The 18,550-nt window shown below is 70.6% G+C and carries 13 protein-coding genes; 7 read left to right on the top strand and 6 right to left on the bottom strand.

Annotation, left to right across the window (positions count from 1 at the left end; genetic code table 11):
- The 3 genes from H5407_RS22380 to H5407_RS22370 all read left to right on the top strand — a co-directional run.
- Window positions 1-1,128 (top strand): hypothetical protein (locus H5407_RS22380; protein ID WP_183106717.1); only part of this gene is annotated, 1,128 nt, incomplete at its 5' end.
- Window positions 1,129-1,157: 29 nt separating this feature from the next.
- A complete protein-coding gene (locus H5407_RS22375; RefSeq protein WP_183106716.1) occupies window positions 1,158-1,847 on the top strand; it encodes a 4'-phosphopantetheinyl transferase superfamily protein in 690 nt (229 codons plus the stop codon).
- A gap of 12 nt (window positions 1,848-1,859) precedes the next feature.
- Window positions 1,860-2,258, top strand: a complete 399-nt coding sequence (locus tag H5407_RS22370; RefSeq protein ID WP_183106715.1) for a RidA family protein — start codon at window positions 1,860-1,862, stop codon at window positions 2,256-2,258.
- Window positions 2,259-2,307: 49 nt separating this feature from the next.
- Here H5407_RS22370 and H5407_RS22365 read toward each other — a convergent pair whose 3' ends face one another.
- The 6 genes from H5407_RS22365 to H5407_RS22340 form a co-directional block, all read right to left on the bottom strand.
- The gene (locus H5407_RS22365; RefSeq protein ID WP_183106714.1) at window positions 2,308-3,654 is read right to left on the bottom strand and encodes a cytochrome-c peroxidase; all 1,347 of its coding nucleotides are present in this window, start codon (window positions 3,652-3,654) and stop codon (window positions 2,308-2,310) included.
- Complete coding sequence (locus H5407_RS22360; protein ID WP_183106713.1) at window positions 3,654-4,634, bottom strand: amidohydrolase family protein; 981 nt, start codon at window positions 4,632-4,634, stop codon at window positions 3,654-3,656. The genes H5407_RS22365 and H5407_RS22360 overlap by 1 nt, the downstream gene beginning before the upstream one ends.
- On the bottom strand, window positions 4,631-5,287 hold the full coding sequence (locus tag H5407_RS22355) for an N-acetyltransferase (protein ID WP_255501399.1): 657 nt from the start codon (window positions 5,285-5,287) through the stop codon (window positions 4,631-4,633). The genes H5407_RS22360 and H5407_RS22355 overlap by 4 nt, the downstream gene beginning before the upstream one ends.
- Before the next feature lie 20 nt (window positions 5,288-5,307).
- Window positions 5,308-6,294, bottom strand: a complete 987-nt coding sequence (locus H5407_RS22350; RefSeq protein WP_183106712.1) for a PLP-dependent cysteine synthase family protein — start codon at window positions 6,292-6,294, stop codon at window positions 5,308-5,310.
- 128 nt (window positions 6,295-6,422) lie between these two features.
- Window positions 6,423-8,276, bottom strand: a complete 1,854-nt coding sequence (locus H5407_RS22345) for an alpha/beta fold hydrolase (RefSeq protein ID WP_183106711.1) — start codon at window positions 8,274-8,276, stop codon at window positions 6,423-6,425.
- 7 nt (window positions 8,277-8,283) lie between these two features.
- Complete coding sequence (locus tag H5407_RS22340; protein ID WP_183106710.1) at window positions 8,284-8,553, bottom strand: acyl carrier protein; 270 nt, start codon at window positions 8,551-8,553, stop codon at window positions 8,284-8,286.
- Window positions 8,554-8,773: 220 nt separating this feature from the next.
- On the opposite strand from H5407_RS22340, the gene H5407_RS22335 reads away from it, so the two are divergent.
- The 4 genes from H5407_RS22335 to H5407_RS22320 all read left to right on the top strand — a co-directional run.
- Complete coding sequence (locus H5407_RS22335; RefSeq protein ID WP_183106709.1) at window positions 8,774-9,538, top strand: TenA family transcriptional regulator; 765 nt, start codon at window positions 8,774-8,776, stop codon at window positions 9,536-9,538.
- 10 nt (window positions 9,539-9,548) lie between these two features.
- The gene (locus H5407_RS22330) at window positions 9,549-11,057 is read left to right on the top strand and encodes an AMP-binding protein (protein WP_183106708.1); all 1,509 of its coding nucleotides are present in this window, start codon (window positions 9,549-9,551) and stop codon (window positions 11,055-11,057) included.
- Between the two features lie 93 nt (window positions 11,058-11,150).
- Window positions 11,151-13,412, top strand: a complete 2,262-nt coding sequence (locus tag H5407_RS22325; RefSeq protein ID WP_183106707.1) for an AMP-binding protein — start codon at window positions 11,151-11,153, stop codon at window positions 13,410-13,412.
- Between the two features lie 13 nt (window positions 13,413-13,425).
- Window positions 13,426-18,550: type I polyketide synthase (locus H5407_RS22320; protein ID WP_183106706.1), on the top strand; the 5,125-nt coding region annotated here is incomplete at its 3' end.

The raw sequence follows: 18,550 nt of genomic DNA, 5'->3' as shown, positions 1-18,550 counted from the left end.
CGCCTGGTGCGCCTGCGCGGCGAGACCGGCCCCTGGCGCTCCGCCCAAGGCCTGGGGCTGGACCTGTCACTGGACCTGCCCCTGGGCGGCGAGGGCCCCGGCGCCTGGCGCCTTCTGGCGGCCGACCGCCTGGACCTCACCGGCCCCGAGCGCCTGCCTGGCGAGCGGCGCGCCATCAACACGCTCAAGGAGCTCTACGCCAGCCAGCGTCCCAGCGCCGAATGGGTGCTGGACCTGGGCCGCATCAACAACCGTCTGGGCGTGGCCAGCGGCTACAACCCCACGGACTACTTCAAGCGCCAAGTGCTGCGCAACACCACGGCCGTCGATCCGGCCAGCCTGCGCGAAAACCGCCTGGGCGTGGCCATGGCCCGCGTGCAGAAAGTCTGGGACGGCGGCTCGCTGACGGGTGTCTGGGCGCCCAGGCTGGCCGCGACACCGTCCAGCGGCGCCTGGAGCCCCGACTGGGGCGCCAGCAACGGCCGGCCACGCTGGCTGCTGGCCTGGACTCAAGCATGGGCCGAAGACCTCGCCCCGCAATGGCTGTTGCACGGCGACGGCCAGCCGGGCCACTCCCCCCAACTGGGCCTCAACCTGACCCGCCTGCTCAGCCAGTCCTGCGTTGCCCACCTGGAGTTGAGCACCGGCCGCAGCCGCACGCTGCTGGCCCAGGCCCTGGGCGATGCCGACGCCCCCCTGGCCCAGCACACCCAGTTGGCCACCGGCCTGAGCTGCACCACTTCGCGCAAGCTCACGCTGACAGCCGAGTGGCAGCACAACGGCCTGGCGCCGGGCCGCGCGGACTGGTCCGCCCTGCAGGCCGGCGACCCGCTGCGCTACGGGGCCTACCGCCAGGCCGCCCAGGCCCAGCAGGAGCCGGCCACCCGCGACAACCTCTTCCTGATGGCCCGCTGGCAGGACGCGCTGATGCCCAAGCTGGACCTCAACGCCTTCGCCCGCATCAGCCAGGTGGACCACAGCCGCCTGATCTGGCTCGAGGCCCGCTACCACCAGGACAGCACGGACTGGGCGGCACAATGGCAACAGCACCGCGGCCAGGGTCTCAGCGAGTTTGGCGCCCTGCCCCAGTCCCGCGTGATCCGCCTGCTGGTGCGCCACTATTTCTGAGACCGCCCCTGCCCTGCCTGAGCCCCCGCATGCTGGATGTCTGGTATTCCCTCGCGCCGCCCGACGGCCCGCCCCTTCTTGACGCCCAGGAGCAGGCGCGGCACGCGCGCTTTCTGTGCCAGCGCACCGCCCGCACCTTTGCGCAGGCGCACACGCTCAAGCGCTGCCTGCTGAGCCACCACCACCCGCAGCAGGCGCCGCTGGACTGGCGCTTCGAGAGCGGCCCGGCCGGCAAGCCCGCCCTGCGCGAGCCCGCACCCTGCCATTTCAACCTCAGCCACAGCGGCGATGCCATCGCCGTGGCCGTGGCCGACCAGGCCGTGGGGCTGGACATCGAAAGCCACCGCGAGCTGAAGGACGGCCTGGCCATCGCGCAGCGCGTCTTCCATCCGCGCGAGCGCCAGTGGCTGCAGGCCCAGCCCGACTTCGTCGCGGCCTTCTACCGGCTGTGGACCCTCAAGGAAGCCCTGCTCAAGGCCACCGGCGAGGGCTTCACCCAGGCGCCCGAGGCCCTGTGCTGGGACGAGCTGGACGCCGCCATGCCCGCTATCCACCATGCCGGCCAGCACTGGCAGGCCCTGGGCCTGGCCCTGCCCGGCGCCACCCTCGCTGTTGTCATGGCAGACCCGCAGCAGCTGCGCGAGGCCCGCCTGCACGAGCTGCAGGCTCGCGAGGGCGCCTGTCTGCGGGGGCGGCAGCACGCATTCCATCGACCCTGAACGGGATCTCCCATGTCGCGACACTTCATCAGCAGCGGTCCGGGCCTGCCGGACTGGCCCTCGCCCATCAGCCAGGCCGTGGTCGTTGACCGCACCTGCTATCTCAGCGGCCAGCTCTCGCTGGACGAGTCAGGCCGCTACGTGCCCGGCACGCCGGCCGAGGAGGCGCGGCGAGCCTTCGCCAACCTCTTTGCCGCCCTGCGAGCAGCGGACTTCGGCCCGGAGCACCTGGTCTTCGTGGATATCGCCTTCACCGACATCGGCGCCCTGGCCGAGGTCAACAAGGTCTATGCGGCGCTGTTCCCCGAAGGACGCCGCCCCGCACGCACCGTGTACGAGGCCGCCGCCCTGCCCTTTGGCGGGCAGGTGAAGGTGATGGGCGTGGCGGTCAAGAGCGCGGACGGCAGCTGATACCCAAGGCCGGCCGCCGCCCGCGTCCTGCAAGGCAGCGGCCCTCTCCTCAGGGCGCCGGCGCCGGCTGCGATGCCGGCTTCTCCAGCACCGGGCCCGAGAGCGCACGCAAGAAGCTCAGCAGCTGAGCCTGCTCCTGCCGGCCCAGGTCGCGCGGCTTGAGCTCGCGCAGCTCCGAATGGCCCAGCACCGCTTCAGGCGCGCGCGCATAGTGCTCGAGGACCTGCTCCAGCGTGGCGAACTGGCCCGCATGCATATAGGGCGGGCGCAGGGCCACGTTGCGCAGGCTGGGCGTCTTGAAGGCGCCCACCAGGTGCGGGTCCTTGCCGTTGGCGAAGCGCAGCTCCTCGCACTGCTGGGGCTTGGCGTCGCTGTAGCGCCCGAGGCAGTTGAACTCGTCCGACAGCGCCGCGCGCAGACCGTCCACCCGTCCGCGCTCGGGCTGCTCCGGATTGAAGGGCGGGATGCCGGTGTTGTGGAAGTGCTGGTCCGTCATCAGCGGGCCGGTGTGGCAGGTGATGCACTGGCCGCGGCCGATGAAGAGGCGCAGGCCGGCCTTCTCCTGCTCGTTGAGCAGCCCCGCGGTGGACGTGCCCTTGAGCGTGGCCGCGATGTAGCGATCCACGCGCGATTCGCCGTACTGCAGCCGGGATTCGAAGGCCGCGATGGCCTTGCCCATATTGGCATACACGCGGTTGACATCCTCGCGTCGTGCCTCGGGGATGGCGGCCCAGGCGGCACGCTCGGCCTCACTGCCCTGAGGGCTGGCATGGGCGGGCAGGCCGTCCAGGCGGGGCATCTCGCCGAACAGCTCGCGGTAGGGCTGGGCGTAGTGCTGGCTCAGCAGCCGTACGTACTGCACGCGGTTGCCACCGTGCTCGCGGGCATCTTCCAGCGGACCCAGGGCCTGGGCCCAGAGGCTGTCCTTGCGGCCGTCCCAGAAGAACCAGGCGCTGTGGGCCATGCCGATGGAGGGCATGGTGCGGCGCAGGCCTTCGGCCACCCCCAGGCCGCGCGGCCGGCCGTCCTCGAACTGCCCCTGCGGGTTGTGGCAGCTGGCGCAGGACACCTTGCCATTGCTGCTGAAGCGCACGTCATTGAAGACCTGCTTGCCCAGCCGCGCCGCAGCCTCGCTGCCGACGAAGCGGTTGCTCGGGTCGGGATCGGGGCTGCGCAGCTGGGAGATCTGCAGGGAGCCCATCAGGGCCAGTTCCTGGGGCGACCAGCGCTCGGCCCTGCTCCCCTCCACTTCCGAATGCGCCAGACCCAGCACCGCGCCACCGCCCAGGGCCAGCAGGCACAGGCTCAGGCCCAAGCCCGAGCGCAGGTGGCGGCGCCAGCCCTTGCGGCGAGCGGGCAGGGTGGACAACAGTTCAACACCCAGGGGTCGCTTCATCAATCCACTCCCAACAATCGACGGGCATTGCCCGACATCAACCAGGCCCGCTGCCCGCGCGAAACGCCGGCCAGCGGACCGTCCGCGGCACGGAACAGGTCCATGACCTTCTTGTGGCCGCCCGAGTAGCGGAACACCGGCCAGTCGGTCCCGAACAGGATCTTGTGATTCAGGTTGAGCTTGAACAGCTCGGCCAGTCCCGCCTGCCACCCCCCCGGATGCTGGGAGCCCAGAAAGGCGCTGATGTCCAGATAGACATTGGGCCGGTAGGCGCACAGGGCCGCGCAGTCCTGCACGTGGTGGACCGCTCCATGGGCCAGGATGAAGTTGACGTCAGGGAAATCCAGCGCGGCCTGGTCCACCAGATAGGGGTGCGAGAACTGGAAGGACAGGCTGGGACTGGTGGGCCCGATGTGCATCAGCACCGGCAGGGCGTGGGCCCGGCACAGCTCGTAGAAGGGATACAGCGAGCGGTCGCTGGGGCTGTAGCCGCAGGGCGGGTAGAGCTTGAGGCCCTTGAAGCCGTACTCGGTGATGCCGCGCTCCAGGAGGGCCAGGCCGTCCGCTCCCCAGCGCGGGTCCACACCGCCGAAGACGAAGAAGCGGCCGGCATGGCGCTTCAGGATTTCATGGTGCTCGGCCCACATCTCGGCAATGCTCAGCGGGCTCTGCATCACCTGGGTGAAATCGGGCAGCAGCAGCACGGCCTGCTGGATGCCGGCCTCATTCATCTCGGACACCAGGGTGTCGCCTTGATGGTCCTGGCTCATGCGCAGGTACATGTCCATCAGCTCGGGCAGGGACTTGCGCACGCCCGTCGCCGCCAGACGCACGGCCACATTGCGGCACAGGCCCTCGTAGAAGGCCTCCGGGATGAAGCGGGTGGAGGCGATGTGGCAGTGCGCGTCCAGCACATGGCCCGTGTAGACGGAGCCGGCCGCGGCAGGGGCTGCCGCGGCGACAGCGCTGGGCGTTGTCATGCCGTCTGACCTTCCGGCTGCGCACGGGCCACGCGGGCCTGCAGCATCTGGGCCGCGCGGGCCTTGAGATCGGACACCTTCTGCATCATGAAGTGGCCGGCGTGGACTTTGCCCTGGGCGCGGGCGTAGTCGGGCAGCGTGCCGTAGGTCTGGAAACCGAAGCGCTGCCAGGCATGGTGGGCGGGCGTGCCGTCACGCACGTCCAGGGTCAGCAGTTCGACGCCGTCCTGCTCGCACTGCAGGGCGATCTCCTGGAAGGCCACGGGCAGCACCAGGCCGCCGCGGTAGTCCTCGTGGATCATGCCCTTGGCGAGGTCGGTGATGTGGCGGTTGTTGGGGTTGAGATTGCGCCGCAGGGTGCAAAGACCGATCAGCTCGCCGCCGCCGGTGACGATGCTCAGCAGGCGGATCTTGCCCGCGGCCAGATTGCCGCGCAGGTCCTGCTGGTACTGGCGGGCCTCGGCGTCGGTGATCTCCTCGGCGAAGCCGATGATGGGCGCCGAGGCCGTGGTGAGGCGCATCAGGTCGATGATCCTTTCCTCCAGCACCGAGTCGATCTGCTGCGGCCAGCCGTAGCACAGCTCCACCGTGCCGAGGGCGCCCATGGGGACTTGGTAGCTGGCCTCTCCGGCCGTGTTCAGCGTGCGGTTCATGTCCGTCCTTGTGTCAGTGTTCAGGCCTGCGGGCCCTTGAGTTCATCCAGCACCGAGCCCAGCTCATGGCTCTTGAGCCACTGGTCGTCGTAGACCGTGTCCAGGTACTTGACGCCGCTGTCCGGCATCACCAGCACCACGTTGCAGGGGCCTTGCAGGCCGGCGAGGAAGTGGCGGGCCGCGGCGCTGACCGAGCCCGAGGAGCCGCCCAGCAGCAGGCCTTCGTCCAGGGCCAGGCGGCGTGCGGCCACGAAGGCCTGGTGGTCGCTGACCTTGTGTACCTCGTCCACCAGCTCCGCGCGCACATTGCCCGGCGTGAAGCTCAGGCCGATGCCGTTCTGCAGGAAGGGCTTGAACTCGCCACCGAAGACGACGGAGCCCTGCGGCTCCACGCCCATCACCCGCAGCCTGGGATTGCGTTCCTTGAGGTAGCGGGCCACGCCGCTGAGGTGGCTGCCGGTGCTGACGCAGCCGATCAGCACATCAACCTGCCCGTTGAGCTGGCGGTGGATTTCCGGCCCGGTGCCGTAGTAGTGGGCATCGATGGCGGCGGGGTTGTTGTACTGGTCGAGGTTGATGCAGCGCGGCAGCGTGGCGGCGATGGAGCGGGCCACGGCGATGCGCTTCTTCTGGAAGCTGCCGCTTTCGTCGGGTGTGGTGACCATCTCCACCTGGCCGCCGAAGGCGCGAACCAGGTTCACATTGGCCTTGGGCGTCTTGGGATCCAGCACGCAGATGAAGCGGTAGCCGTGCACCGCGCAGAGCATGGCCAGGGCGTGCCCCATATTGCCGGAGGTGGACTCCACAATGGACCAGCCCGGCGCCAGATCGTGGTCGCGGCGGGCCTGGTTGAGCAGCTCATTGGCGCTGCGGTCCTTGACGCTGTTGCCGGGGTTGCGGCATTCCAGCTTGGCAAAGACCTGGATGCCCCGCGACGCATCCGACAGGCTTCGGAGCTTCAGCAGCGGCGTGTCCCCGATCAGCTCGGCGATATTGTTGGCGTACATGGTGAAACGACTCCCTGCTGATTGACAGTGTTCAGGGACTGTAGTGAGCGCGCACCCAGGCGGGTAGCTGTCCGTTTGGGTAAGGCGGGCCCGGCGCCCCCATGCAGTTGGGGGAGTGCCGGGCGGACTCAGAGCTCGCCGGACACCAGGGCTTCCTCGGCCGGCGTGAAGCGGCGCAGGCGCGCGTCCGTGATCTCCAGCTGCAGACCCTCGCGCAGGAAGGCTCGCAGCAGACGCGCGACCAGCGCGGCGTCCTGGTGGATCAGGTAGTGGCCCGCGGCGCGCAGGCCCAGCTGCAGGGTCTGCGAGGTGACGGCACCCATGGCACGAGCGCGCTCGGCGCAGGTGGCCGTGTCGCTGTCACCCATGATCAGCAGGCAAGGCTGGGCCAGCGGCTCCACGGCCGGCGGCAGGCTCACGGCATGAGCCCGGAAGTTCACCAGCTGCCGGCTGTACTGCCGCATGCGGTCGGCGGACACATAAGGCTCGTGCAGCCAGTGCGCCGTGTGGGCGTCAGGCAGGCTCCACAAGCGTTGCGGGTCATCCGCCGCGCCGTCGCCCCGCTTCAGCAGTGCGAGCATGGAGCGGGCCATGCTGTCGGCGGCCGCAGGCGTGCGCTGGACCAGGCGGCACATGGTGTTGAGGCTGGTCTCGAAGCTGGAGTCCCCACCCGCGCCGCAGTCCACCCCCGCATAGGAAGGGGCGAGCAGGCACAGCGAGGCCACGTCCTGCGGCAGCGCGCGGGCCAGGTCCAGGGCGAACTTGGCGCCGCCGCACCAGCTGAGCAGGTGCAGGGGCCCCGTCTGCCGCAGGGCCAGCAGCTGGCGCACGCTCTGCAGGTACTGCGCCCAGGAGTCCTCGCTGTCGTAATAGGTGCTGGACAGGGCCTCGGCCGCCACGGCCGCGTCGTCACGGGCTTCCAGGGCCAGCACGCTGCAGTGCGGGCTCAACGCCAGGGCCAGCTCGGACCAGACGTCCAGGCTGAGGCCGAAGGCATTGAGCAGCAGCACAGTCTGCGGCCCCTCACCCAGGCGCCATGCGCGCAGCGGGGCCCCGTCGATGGATTCGAGGCGCATGCCGGGCAGATGGGCCCAGCGGCGGGCAACCGGGGCGGTCGCGGCCAGATGCGACTGGCGCAGCGCGTCCAGGTGCGCCTGCCAGGCGGCGCTCCAGGCCGAGGGCGTCGAGCCGCAGACCACGGTGCGGTCGAAGGCCTGCCCGTCGAGAAGGGCCTCTTGCCCCAGCTGCCAGCGCTGGCGGGTTTGCTGGAGGCTTTCTTCCAGCAGCTCGCTGAGGGTGTCGGCCGCGCAGGAGGCCTCGGCAACAGGGATGTCCAGAGCCAGGGCCAGCTCGCGCAGCAGCAACGCGCCGCTGCCCAGGGCCGGCGCATGCAGCAGATGGCAGCCCGGTGGCAGCGCCGGCGCGGCATGGCGCACGCAGTCCAGCAGGGCCGCGGGTTCCAGCAGGTGCAGGCCGGGACCCTGGCCGCCGCTGAAGGGCAGGACCAGGGGCCTCTTGCTGAAGTAGTCCGGCACGCGGCGGCGCGCCCCCTCCATCCAGTGCACCAGACCTTCGCTCAACGCGGCCAGTGCGGCAGGCAGCACGACGGATCCGGCGGGCTGCTCGCTCACTGCATGAGCCAGCACCAGAACGCGCAAGGACGCCCCCCCGATCTGCGGGGTCAGAGCAGCCCCCAGCAGAGTCGTCAGACGGCCGGGATTGCAGAAGGACGCAAAGCCCTGGTGGGGCAGCACCACCTGCAGGCAGCCCTGCGCCAGCGCGAGCGCGCGCAGGGCATCGGGCAGCCGCAGCGCCGGGCATGAAGCCTCGCCCGCGATGAGACGGCGCACCGCCGCCTCGTCGAGAAAGAGCGTGGCCGGTCCCTGCCCCGCCGAGGCGATCGCATCCCAGGCCCGCAGCAGGGCCTGCCATCCGGCCTGGGCCGTGGAGTCGGCGCCGGTGTCGAGCATGACTTGCGACATGGTCACCTCAGACTTTCGCGGCCTGCAGGGATTCAATGAGGTCCAGCGCGTCGCCCACCGTGGCGAGCTGGGCGATGCGCTCGGTGTGCTCGGCGAAGCTGACGCCGAAGTGCTCTTCAGTGAGGGCCATCAGCGAGATCAGCGAGATCGAGTCCAGCATCAGGTCGCTGGCGAGGTTGGAGTCGCGCGAGACCGTGTCCGCAGCCAGCTCGACCGGGGTGATCTGTGCGACCAGGTTCAGGAAGGCATCGAAATGTGCCGCGGACTGTGCATGCATGGAAGGCTCCGGTGGGAAGCGGACGCGCCGCCATGCGACTGGGGCATGCGGGGTCCGCGAGGCAGGGCGTTTTATACCGAGGCCCTGCCCCCTTGCCTACCTGACCTGAAGTACGGGTGCGGTCCCTTGCCCCAATGGACAGGTTCGGGCCGGCGCGCCGCTACGTACAGTGACCGAGCACTTTTCACGATCGACCCACGACTCACTGCCGGAGCCCACCATGACTGTTTCCACCCCCGCCGTGGCGCTGGACAAGGACGCCTTCGCGATCCAGCTGCGCGCCACCCTGGATTCCCACTTGACCCTCAACCACCCCATCTTCAAGGAGCTGTTCACGCCCGAGCGGAACTGGCATCTGCTGAAGATCATCTCGCTGGAGGGCTACCAGATCACCAAGTACTTCCTCGAGTACATCGAGAACCTGTACTTCCGCTGCCCCCTGCCCATCCACAAGCGCCGCCTGCTGTTCAACCTGTTCGAGGAAGAGACGGGCCGCTTCTCCAAGACCAAGAACCATGTGGAGCTGATGGAGGACTTCATCCGCGCCCAGGGCATCAGCGACGAGGAGCGCGACGCCTGGACCCCGTCCGAGGCCACCAAGGAGCTGATCACCTACCGCCTGGACAACTGCAAGGGTGAGCACACCTACCACATTGGCGCCGCGGCCGTGATGATCGCCAGCGAGGGCCAGAGCCTGGAGACCCGTGCCGGTGAAGCCCGTCACGCCATCCTGGGCAAGATCTACGGCCTCAGCGAAGAGAGCACGCGCTTCTTCTCCGTCCACCAGAAGGAAGATGTGGCCCATGTGGCCGAGGGCATCCAGCTGGTCGCCGAGCTCTGCACCACCCCGCAGATGCAGGCCGAGGCGCTGCACGCCATCGACTACACCTGCAAGCTGTTCTGGAACATGTACGAGAGCGCGGCCCAGAAGTACTACGCCGACCGGCCCGCCGCCGGCCAGGCCCTGGAAGCCCAACCCGCCTGAGGCCCCGGACATGCGCATCGCCGACATCCTCGCCCGCCTGCAGGGCCGCTCCACCGCCCTGATCCTGGTCGATGACAAGGGCCAGGAAACGCACAAGACCTTCGACGAGCTTCACCGCGACACCCTGAACGTGGTCGAGCGCCTGCGCGCGCTGGGCCTGGGCCCGGGCTGCCGCGTGGGCATCGCCGCACCCAGCGGCTATGGCTGGATGGCCTGGGACCTGGCCTGCGTGGAGCTGGGATGCATCTCGGTGGCCCTGCCCAACGAGCGGCCGACCCGCCCCTGGGCCGAGCTGATCGAGGCCTACCAGCTGAGCGTGATGGCCGCTGACCCGGCCTGGTTGGATGGCGGCGATGCCTCGCATGACAGGCTGCAGAGCATGGCCCTTGATGCGCCCATGCCCGTGAAAACCGCGGAGCCGCGCCCTCTGGTTCACCAGCCGGGCACGCACTCCCTGGTCTTCAGCTCCGGCACCACGGGCAAGACCAAGGGGCTGATCATCAGCGCGGCCGGCACCGAACGCCTGCTGCAGCTCTACCACGATGCCTTCGGTGTCGAAGCGCAGGACCGGTTCATGACCTTCCTGCCCTTCGCCAACTACCAGCAGCGGATGATCTACTACTTCTGCCTCTACCACGGGGTGGAATTCGTCTCGGTGCCCTTCCCCCTGCTCTTCACGGGGCTCAAGAAGTACCAGCCGACCTTCGTCATCGCGCCGCCCATCCTCTACGAAACCCTGCAGGCCCTCACCCGCGCCAGCGCCGGCGCGCAGGCCGCGCAGGATCCGGACCTGCTCACCCGCAAGCTGGCCGAGCTGACCGGCGGGCGCATGCGCTACATGATCACCGGCATGGCGCCCATCAAACGCGCCGCGCTGGACTTCTTCTGGCAGCACGGCATCTCGCTGTACGAGGCCTTCGGCATCACCGAGGCCGGCATGGTGGCCTGGAACAAGCCTGGCCAGGTGCGTGTGGGCAGCGTGGGCAAGCCAGCGGAAGCCGGCAGCGTGAGCCTCTCGGACGAAGGTGAAGTCATCGTGCGCCGCGACGCCCTGCTGTCCCTGGGCTACTTCGAGTCCTCGGAGGAAGACGCGCGCTCCACGTTCATCGAGCCCGGCGCCGTGGCCACCGGCGACATCGCCGAGTTCGATGCCGACGGCTTCCTGCACATCGTGGGCCGCAAGAAGGACGCCATCATCACCAGCAACGGCGAGAAGTTCCATCCGGAGCCCATCGAGTCGATGCTGCACGCCGATCCCCGCATCAGCGTGGCCGTGGTGCTGGCCGGCGCACGCCAGGGCCTGGCCGCTGTGATCTCCACCAAGCTGCATGAGGACGGAGCCGCCGTGCAGGCCCTGCGGGCACATGTGCAGCAGGTCAACCAGCAGCTGCCGGCCCAGCAGCAGATCAAGCAGGTGATCTTCACCGGACAGGACTTCAGCATCGAAAACGGCATGCGCACCAAGAACATGAAGCTGGCGCGCAAGGCCATCGCGGCCGCCTTCCTCGAGTCCGCCTGACCCACGTGGCCGGCCCTGCGCCGGCCCCTGCTTGCGCTCCTCGGGGCCTCCGCCGTGATGGCCCCGGCCCGTCACCTCATCACGACACGCCCCATGGACCGCTCACTCTTCCCCCTGCCGCAGCTGCCGGCCTCCATCATCGAGACCCTGCAGGCCTGGCGCGACCAGACCCCCGACCGCCTGGCCCTCACCGTGCTGCGCGAAGGCGAGGCCGTGGAGCGCCAAGCCAGCTATGCCGAGCTGCACGACGAGGTCACGCGCGTGGCCACAGCCCTGCACGAGCAGCTGCCTGCCGGCGCGCGCGTGCTGCTGCTCTTGCCCACCGGCCTGGAATTCGTCAGCGCCTTCTATGGCTGCCTGATGGCGGGCATGGTGGCCATTCCGGCCCACCACCCCCAGCAGGCCCGCAAACTGGCGCAGTGGCAGAAGCTGCAGGCCATCGTGGACAGCAGCGGCGCGAGCTTCGTGATCGCGCCGGACAAGTCCCTGCCCCTGCTTCAGCAGATGCAGGCTGAACAGGGCCTCTTCACCGGCTGCCGCCTCAGCGATTACGCCACCCTGCTCGAAGCTGGCGCAAGACCTGACCCCGCTCGCCCTCTTCCGCTTCCCCTGCCGCGCGCCGAGGACCTGGCCTTCCTGCAGTACACCTCGGGCTCCACCGGCACGCCCAAGGGCGTGATGATCACGCACGGCAACATCATCAACAACCAGCAGGTGATCGCCCAGCTGATGGGCCACCACCGCGACACCCGCGTGGTGTCCTGGCTGCCGCTGTACCACGACATGGGCCTGTCGGCCGTGCTGCAGATGGGTTCGGTGGGTTCCAGCCTGGTGCTGATGTCACCGGTGGCCTTCGTGCAGAAACCCCTTCGTTGGCTGCAGGCCATCTCACAGTACCGCGCCACCACCTCGGGTGGCCCCAACTTTGCCTACCAGTTGGCCGCCCAGGCCCTGCAGTCTGAAGAGGCCCAAGGCCTGGACCTGCGCAGCTGGGACCTGGCCTTCTGCGGTGCCGAGCCCATCCAGCGCGCCACCGTGGAGGACTTCCTCGGCGCGTCCGCCGCGCATGGCTTCGCCCCGGGCGCCTTCTTCCCCTGCTACGGCATGGCCGAGGCCACGGTGCAGGTCACCGGTGTCAACAAGGGCGAGGGGATCCACTACCTCGAGGTGAGCAACACCGCCCTTGCGCGCGGCCGCATCGAGGCCCCGGCACCCGGCGCGCCGGAGGCCGACCGCAAGAGCCTGGTCTCCTGCGGCGGCACACGCCTGGGTCATGAGCTGCTGGTGGTCGATGACACGGGCCGGCCCGTGGCCGACGCACATCAGGTGGGCGAAATCTGGGTGCGCGGCGGCAGCGTGGGCGCCGGCTACTTCGGCCTGCCCGACCTCAGCGAGCAAACCTTTGGCGCGCGCCCGGCGGCCGCCTCAGCCGCTGAAGGCGGCTACCTGCGCACGGGCGACCTCGGCGCCGTGATCGACGGCCGGCTCTACATCACGGGCCGCGTCAAGGACCTGCTGATCATCCGCGGCCGCAACATCTACCCGCAGGACGTCGAGGACTGCGTGCAGGACGCCGTGCCCGAGCTCAAGCGGGGTGCAGGCGCCGCCGTGTCGGTGCTGATCGACAAGGAAGAAAAGCTGGTCGTGGTGCAGGAGATCGGCCGCAGCCAGCGCCGCAGCCTGCAGCTGGACGAGACCCTGCGCGCGATGGTCCAGGCCATTGGCGAAGACTTCGGCCTGACCCCACACCAGGTGGTGCTGGTGGAGCCCGCCACCATCGAGAAGACCTCCAGCGGCAAGATCGCCCGCGCCCTGTGCCGCAAGGCCTGGCTGCAGGGCCAGCTGCGCATCGTCGCCAGCTGGACCGAGGGCTTGGGTGAAACGGCCGGCAAGGCGTCTGGCGAAGCCGAAGCCGCGCCCGGTGCCGAGGTGACCGGCGCCGCGCTGAGCCTGCCGCGCCAGGTCGAGCAGATCATCGCCGGCGTGGTCGCCGAGCTGCTCAAGACCCCACCCAGCCGCGTGCCCCTGGACCGCGCCTGGGTGGAAATGGGCTTCGACTCTGTCAACGCCCTGCAGCTGGCCCTCAAGGTGGGCCAGGCCACGGGCATCGAGTTCGAGGCCACCGTGCTGTGGGACTGCGCCAACATTGCCGAGCTGGCCCAGCACCTGGCCGGCCTGAAGGGTGCCGCCGAGGCCCTGGCCTCACGCAGTGGCGCCGCGGTGCCAATTCCCGCCACCTCCGCCACCTCCGCCCCTGCCTCCTCGGCCGCCGCGCCCGAGGCGCTGGCCCATTCCCTCCACTCCCTGTCCGATGCCGAGGCCGAGGCCTTGCTGCTGAAGGAACTGGAACGCTAGTCCCCTGCCCATCATGAGCGAGTCGACCCCCGATCTCTCCCCCATCAAGAAGGCCCTGCTGAAGATCGAGTCGCTGCGGCGCGAACTCGACGAAGCGCGGCAAGGCAAGGAGGAGCCCATTGCCATCGTGGGCATGGGCTGCCGCCTGCCCGGCGGTGCCGACTCGCCCGCCCAGCTCTGGACCCTGCTGGCTGAAGGCCGCGATGCCATCGTGAAGGTGCCGCCCGACCGCTGGACGGACGATCTCTTCGACCCCCAGCCCGGCCGCCCCGACACCAGCTACAGCCGCCACGGCGGCTTCATCTCGGACGTGGACCGCTTCGATGCGGCCTTCTTCGGCCTCTCCGGCCGCGAGGCCCGGCGTCTGGACCCGCAGCAGCGCCTGCTGCTGGAGTGCAGCTGGCGGGCGCTGGAGAACGCCGGCTTCTGCCGCGAGAGCCTCAAGTCCCATCTGACCGGCGTCTTCGTGGGCCTCTCGCTGGACGACTACGCCCGCCTCAGCGACCACGTGCCGCCCGCCGAGCAGAGCTTCGCCCAGACCTCGCTGGGCACGGCGCGGCCCTTCTCGGCCGGCCGCATCGCCTACCTCTTCGGTTTCCACGGCCCCACGCTGCAGCTGGACACGGCCTGCTCCTCCTCCCTGGTCACCGCCCACCTGGCCTGCCAGGCCCTGCGCAACCGCGAGTGCGACCTGGCCCTCAGCGGTGGCGCCAACCTCATGCTCTCGCCCGAGATGAGCATCGCGCTGAGCGAGCTGCAGGCCCTGTCGCCCGATGGCCGCTGCAAGACCTTCGACGCCGCCGCCAACGGCTATGTGCGCGGCGAGGGCGCGGGCATGGTCGCGCTGATGCGCCTCTCGGACGCGCAGGCCCAGGGCCGGCCCATCCGCGCCCTGATCCTGGGCTCCGCCATCAACCATGACGGCCGCAGCAACGGCATGACCGCGCCTAACGGCCGCGCCCAGCGCGACGTCATCCGCGCGGCCTTGCAGCGCGCCGGCCTGCGGCCCGAGCAGGTGGACTACGTCGAGGCCCACGGCACCGGCACTCAGCTGGGCGACCCCATCGAGCTGCGTGCGCTGGAGGAGGTCTACTGCCGCGACGTGCCCCGCCGCCAGCCCCTGCACGTGGGCAGCATCAAGACCAATATCGGCCACCTGGAAGGCGCTGCCTCGGTGGCAGCCTTGATCAAGGTGGCCTGCTCGCTGGAGCAGGCCCAGCTGCCCCGCCACCTGCACTTCAAGAACCCCAGCACCCATGTGGACTGGGCGCGCAATGGCATCCGCGTGGCCGACCACCACATGGACTGGCCGGCGCAGGACCCGCAGCGCCGCATCGCCGCCATCAGCGCCTTCGGCATGAGCGGCACCAATGCCCATCTGATCATCGAGGCCGCCCCGGCCGCGCCCACGGTACGGACCGGCGAGCTGCGTGACGAGCGTCCGCAGCTGCTGGCCTTCTCGGCCCACAGCCCGGAGCTGCTGGCCCGCAGCCTGCAGGACGCAGCAGCCCTGCTGCGCCAGCCCGACGCACCGCCCCTGCCCGACCTGGCCTGGAGCCTGCGCCACCTGCGCGACCGCCACGCCTGGCGCGCCTGCGTCGTGGGCCAGGACGCCGAGACCGTGGCCGCCGCGCTGGACGCCGAGGCCCGCCGCTGGGCCTCCTCCGAGCACGCCGCCCCCACGAGCCGCTCCCGCCTGGCCCTGCTCTTCACCGGCCAGGGCGCGCAAACGCCCGGCATGGCCCGTGCGCTCTATCAGAACTTCGCCACCTTCCGCCAGGTCATCGACGCCTGCGACGAGCGCTTCGAGGGCCGCGCCGAGCACGGGCTGATTGACGTACTGTGGGGCGACCGGCAGGACCTCATCCACGAGACCCGCTACACCCAGCCCGCCCTCTTCGCCATCGAGCTGGGCCTGGCCCGGCTGTGGATGGGCTGGGGCGTCGAGCCCGAGTTCCTCATGGGCCACAGCGTGGGGGAGTACGCCGCCGCCTGCGTGGCCGGCGTCTTCACGCTGGAGGAGGGCATGGACCTCATCAGCGCGCGCGGCGCCCTGATGCAGGACCTGTGCCCGCCGGGCCGCATGTGCGCGGTGCTGGCCTCCGCGCAAGACCTGACCCCCTTCCTCAAGCCCTGGCGCGGCCGGGTTGAACTCGCGGGCGACAACGGCCCCGGCAGCGTCGTCGTGGCCGGCGACGCCGAGGCCATGGACGCCCTGCTGGCCCAGCTCGAAGGGGCTGGCCTGCAGAGCCGCCCCCTGCAGGTCAGCCGCGCCTTCCACTCACCGCTGATGGAGCCCATGCTGGCGGCCTTCGCGCAGGAGGCGCGCAAGCTCCGCTTGCAGGCGCCGCGCATCCCGCTGGTGTCCAACGTCACCGGGCGCCTGGAGCTGGAAGCCTTCTGCGACCCCGACTACTGGGTGCAGCATGTACGCCAGGCCGTACTGTTCCGGCCCGGCATGCAGACCCTGCTGGAGGCCGGCGCCACCGACTTCCTGGAGATCGGCCCCGGCCAGACGCTCAGCAAGCTGGCCCGCGCCTGCGCCGCGCCCAAGACAGTTCGCCTGCACCACAGCCTGGACGGCCATGCCGAGCTGGCCGCGCTCTGGACCGGCCTGGGCGCACTCTTCGCCGCCGGCCAGGAACCGCAGTGGAACGCCGTCGATCGCTCGCTGGACCAGCACGGCGCGCCGCGTGCCGTCTCCTTGCCGCCCTACCCGCTGGCCGACACCCGCTACTGGCTGGGCGAGCGCAAACCCGCGCGCGCCGGCCTGCTGCAGGGCTCGGCCTTCCTGGGCAAGGCCCGCGACCCCAGCCTGTTGGGCCCTGCCCTGCACCTGCCGGGCGGCGGCCGAGAGCGCCGGCATGAGCAGCGCCTGTCCCTGGCCAGCCATCCCTTCCTGGCCGGCCACGCGGTCCATGGCCAGGCCCTGTTCCCTGCCGCCGGCTACCTCGCCCTGATGCTGGATGTCCAGCGCCCCGACGGCTCGGGCCCCGGCGAGCCCGTGCGGCTGCGCGACGTCGCCTTCGAGCAGGCCCTGCCCCTGTCCGCCGATCAGGCCCTGCGCCTGGTGACGGTGGTAGACGGCGAGCGCATCGAGATCCACACCGCGCCCGATGCCGGCCCACAGCCTCCCACCTGGACCCTGCATGCCGGCGGGCAGGCCGCCGCTGCCGCTGCCGACATCCCATCGACCTCCCTGCAGGCCTGGCGCGAGCGCTGCGCCGAGGTGCTGGCGCCCGAGCAGCTCTATGCAGCGCTGGGCGAAGCCGGCCTGCACTACAGCGGGGCCTTCCATGCGCTGGCCGGCCTGTGGTGCGCCGCGGGCGCCGAGTCCTGGGAGGCCCTGGGCCGGGTCGAGCGCGTGGGCGCGGCCACCGGCGCCAGCCATCTGGCCGATCCGGCCCTGCTGGATGCCTGCCTGCAGGTCGTCGCCGCCGTCTGCCTGAAGCAGGGCATGGAGGGTCAGGTCTTGCTGCCCGTGGGCCTGGAGGCCCTGGACTGCCATGCCGCGATCGGCCGTGCGCAGCGCCTGTGGTGCGCCGTGCGCGTGCAGGCCACGGGCGCGCAGAGGCGGGCCGATCTCTGGATCCATGATGAGGACGGCCGCTGCCTGATGGCACTGCAGGGCCTGCAGCTGCATGCCGTGGCGGCCTCGCAGCTGCGGCCAGCGAGTGCCGCGCCGGTCCAGGCCCACAGCCTGGCCTGGCAAACCCTGGCGCCGGCCCCGCGCAGTGGCGCCGCGCCGCAGGTCGCCCTGCTCTCCTCACCCGATGGCTGCGCCTCGCTGGCCGAGGATCTGCGCAGCCTCTGGCGCGATCATCAACAGCAGCTTGACCTGCTGCCCGCTGCGCCGCCTGCAGGCGATGCCGCTTCGCCTGAAGCCACCGCGCACTGGCAGCAGGCCCTGCGCGACTGGGCCGCCCGGGCCGCGCCGGGCCAGCCCCTGGTCCTGCTGCAGGACTGGCAGCCGCCTTGCACCGACGACGCCAGTGGCCCGCAGCGGCTGGAAGCCGTCGGCGAGGCCTATGCCGCACTGGCCGGCCTGTGGCAGGCACTGCAAGCCCTGGACCTCGGCGAGCGCCCCCTGAGCCTGGCTCTGCTGACCCACGGCGCGCAGGCCGAAGGCGCAGAAGACGTGCGGCCCGAGCAGAGCGCCGCCTGGGGCCTGGGGCGCAGCCTCATGCACGAGTCCACCGAGCTGCCGGTGCTGCTGCTGGATCTGCCGGCGCTGCCTACGCCGCAAACCCTGCAGCAGCTGCACGCCCTGCTGTGCGACAGCGAACTCGGCGAGGAGCGCCAGTTCATGTTGCGCGACGCTGGCCTGCGGGTGCCCCGCCTGCAGGGCGCCGCCCTGCCGGCGTCCCAGCCCATGACGCTGGAGCCCGGCACCTACCTGCTCACCGGCGCCCGCGGCGCCCTGGGCCTGCAGCTGCTGGAGCGCCTGCTGCAGGGGCCGGGCCGGCGCATCGTCGCCCTGGGCCGCCAGCTGCCCGAGCCCGGCGTGATGGAACACTGGCAGCAGCAGGCCCGCGCCGCCGGCAGCGAGCTGCGCTGGCAAGCATTGGACGTGGCGGACGGACCGGCCGTGCAGGCCCTGATCGACAGCCTGAGCCGGGACGGCGGACCGGCGCTGAACGGCGTCTTCCACTGTGCCGGCGTGCTGCAGGATGGCCTGCTGGCCTCGCAGGACCAGGCCTGCGTGCGCCAGGTCCTGGCCCCCAAGCTGGCCGGCGCCTTCCACCTGCACCAGGCCACGCAAGACCTGACCCTGCAGCACTTCGTGCTCTTCTCCTCGGTGGTGTCCTGCATCGGCTCGCCGGGGCAGTGCGCCTACGCCACGGCCAATGCCTACCTCGACGGCCTGGCGCAGCTGCGCCGCAGCCGGGGCCTGGCCGCCCTGAGTCTCAACTGGGGCCTGTGGGGCGGCGAGGGCATGGCCGGCCAACTGGACGAGACCCAGAAGCAGCGCGCCGCCGCGTTCGGCCTGCTGGACATGCCGCCCGCGGCCGCCCTGCAGGCCATGGACGCGGTGCTGGCCCAGCCCCAGGCTGCTGCAGCCCCCCACCAGCGCCTGCTGTGGTCCGTGGACACCGCCCTGCTGGCCCAGCGCACCCGCGCCCCGGGCCTGCGCCGCC

The sequence above is a fragment of the Mitsuaria sp. WAJ17 genome (assembly GCF_014174515.1).
Classification (GTDB): domain Bacteria; phylum Pseudomonadota; class Gammaproteobacteria; order Burkholderiales; family Burkholderiaceae_C; genus Roseateles_B.
The sequence above is the reverse complement of the archived record's forward strand: the minus strand, read 5'-3'. Positions and strand labels throughout refer to the sequence as shown.

Bases quoted from the DNA above. Each gene is read 5' to 3' on its own strand.
- H5407_RS22375 (WP_183106716.1), top strand. From the start codon at position 1,158: ATGCTGGATGTCTGGTATTCCCTCGCGCCGCCCGACGGCCCGCCCCTT.
- H5407_RS22370 (WP_183106715.1), top strand. From the start codon at position 1,860: ATGTCGCGACACTTCATCAGCAGCGGTCCGGGCCTGCCGGACTGGCCC.
- H5407_RS22365 (WP_183106714.1), bottom strand. From the start codon at position 3,654: ATGAAGCGACCCCTGGGTGTTGAACTGTTGTCCACCCTGCCCGCTCGC.
- H5407_RS22360 (WP_183106713.1), bottom strand. From the start codon at position 4,634: ATGACAACGCCCAGCGCTGTCGCCGCGGCAGCCCCTGCCGCGGCCGGC.
- H5407_RS22355 (WP_255501399.1), bottom strand. From the start codon at position 5,287: ATGAACCGCACGCTGAACACGGCCGGAGAGGCCAGCTACCAAGTCCCC.
- H5407_RS22350 (WP_183106712.1), bottom strand. From the start codon at position 6,294: ATGTACGCCAACAATATCGCCGAGCTGATCGGGGACACGCCGCTGCTG.
- H5407_RS22345 (WP_183106711.1), bottom strand. From the start codon at position 8,276: ATGTCGCAAGTCATGCTCGACACCGGCGCCGACTCCACGGCCCAGGCC.
- H5407_RS22340 (WP_183106710.1), bottom strand. From the start codon at position 8,553: ATGCATGCACAGTCCGCGGCACATTTCGATGCCTTCCTGAACCTGGTC.
- H5407_RS22335 (WP_183106709.1), top strand. From the start codon at position 8,774: ATGACTGTTTCCACCCCCGCCGTGGCGCTGGACAAGGACGCCTTCGCG.
- H5407_RS22330 (WP_183106708.1), top strand. From the start codon at position 9,549: ATGCGCATCGCCGACATCCTCGCCCGCCTGCAGGGCCGCTCCACCGCC.
- H5407_RS22325 (WP_183106707.1), top strand. From the start codon at position 11,151: ATGGACCGCTCACTCTTCCCCCTGCCGCAGCTGCCGGCCTCCATCATC.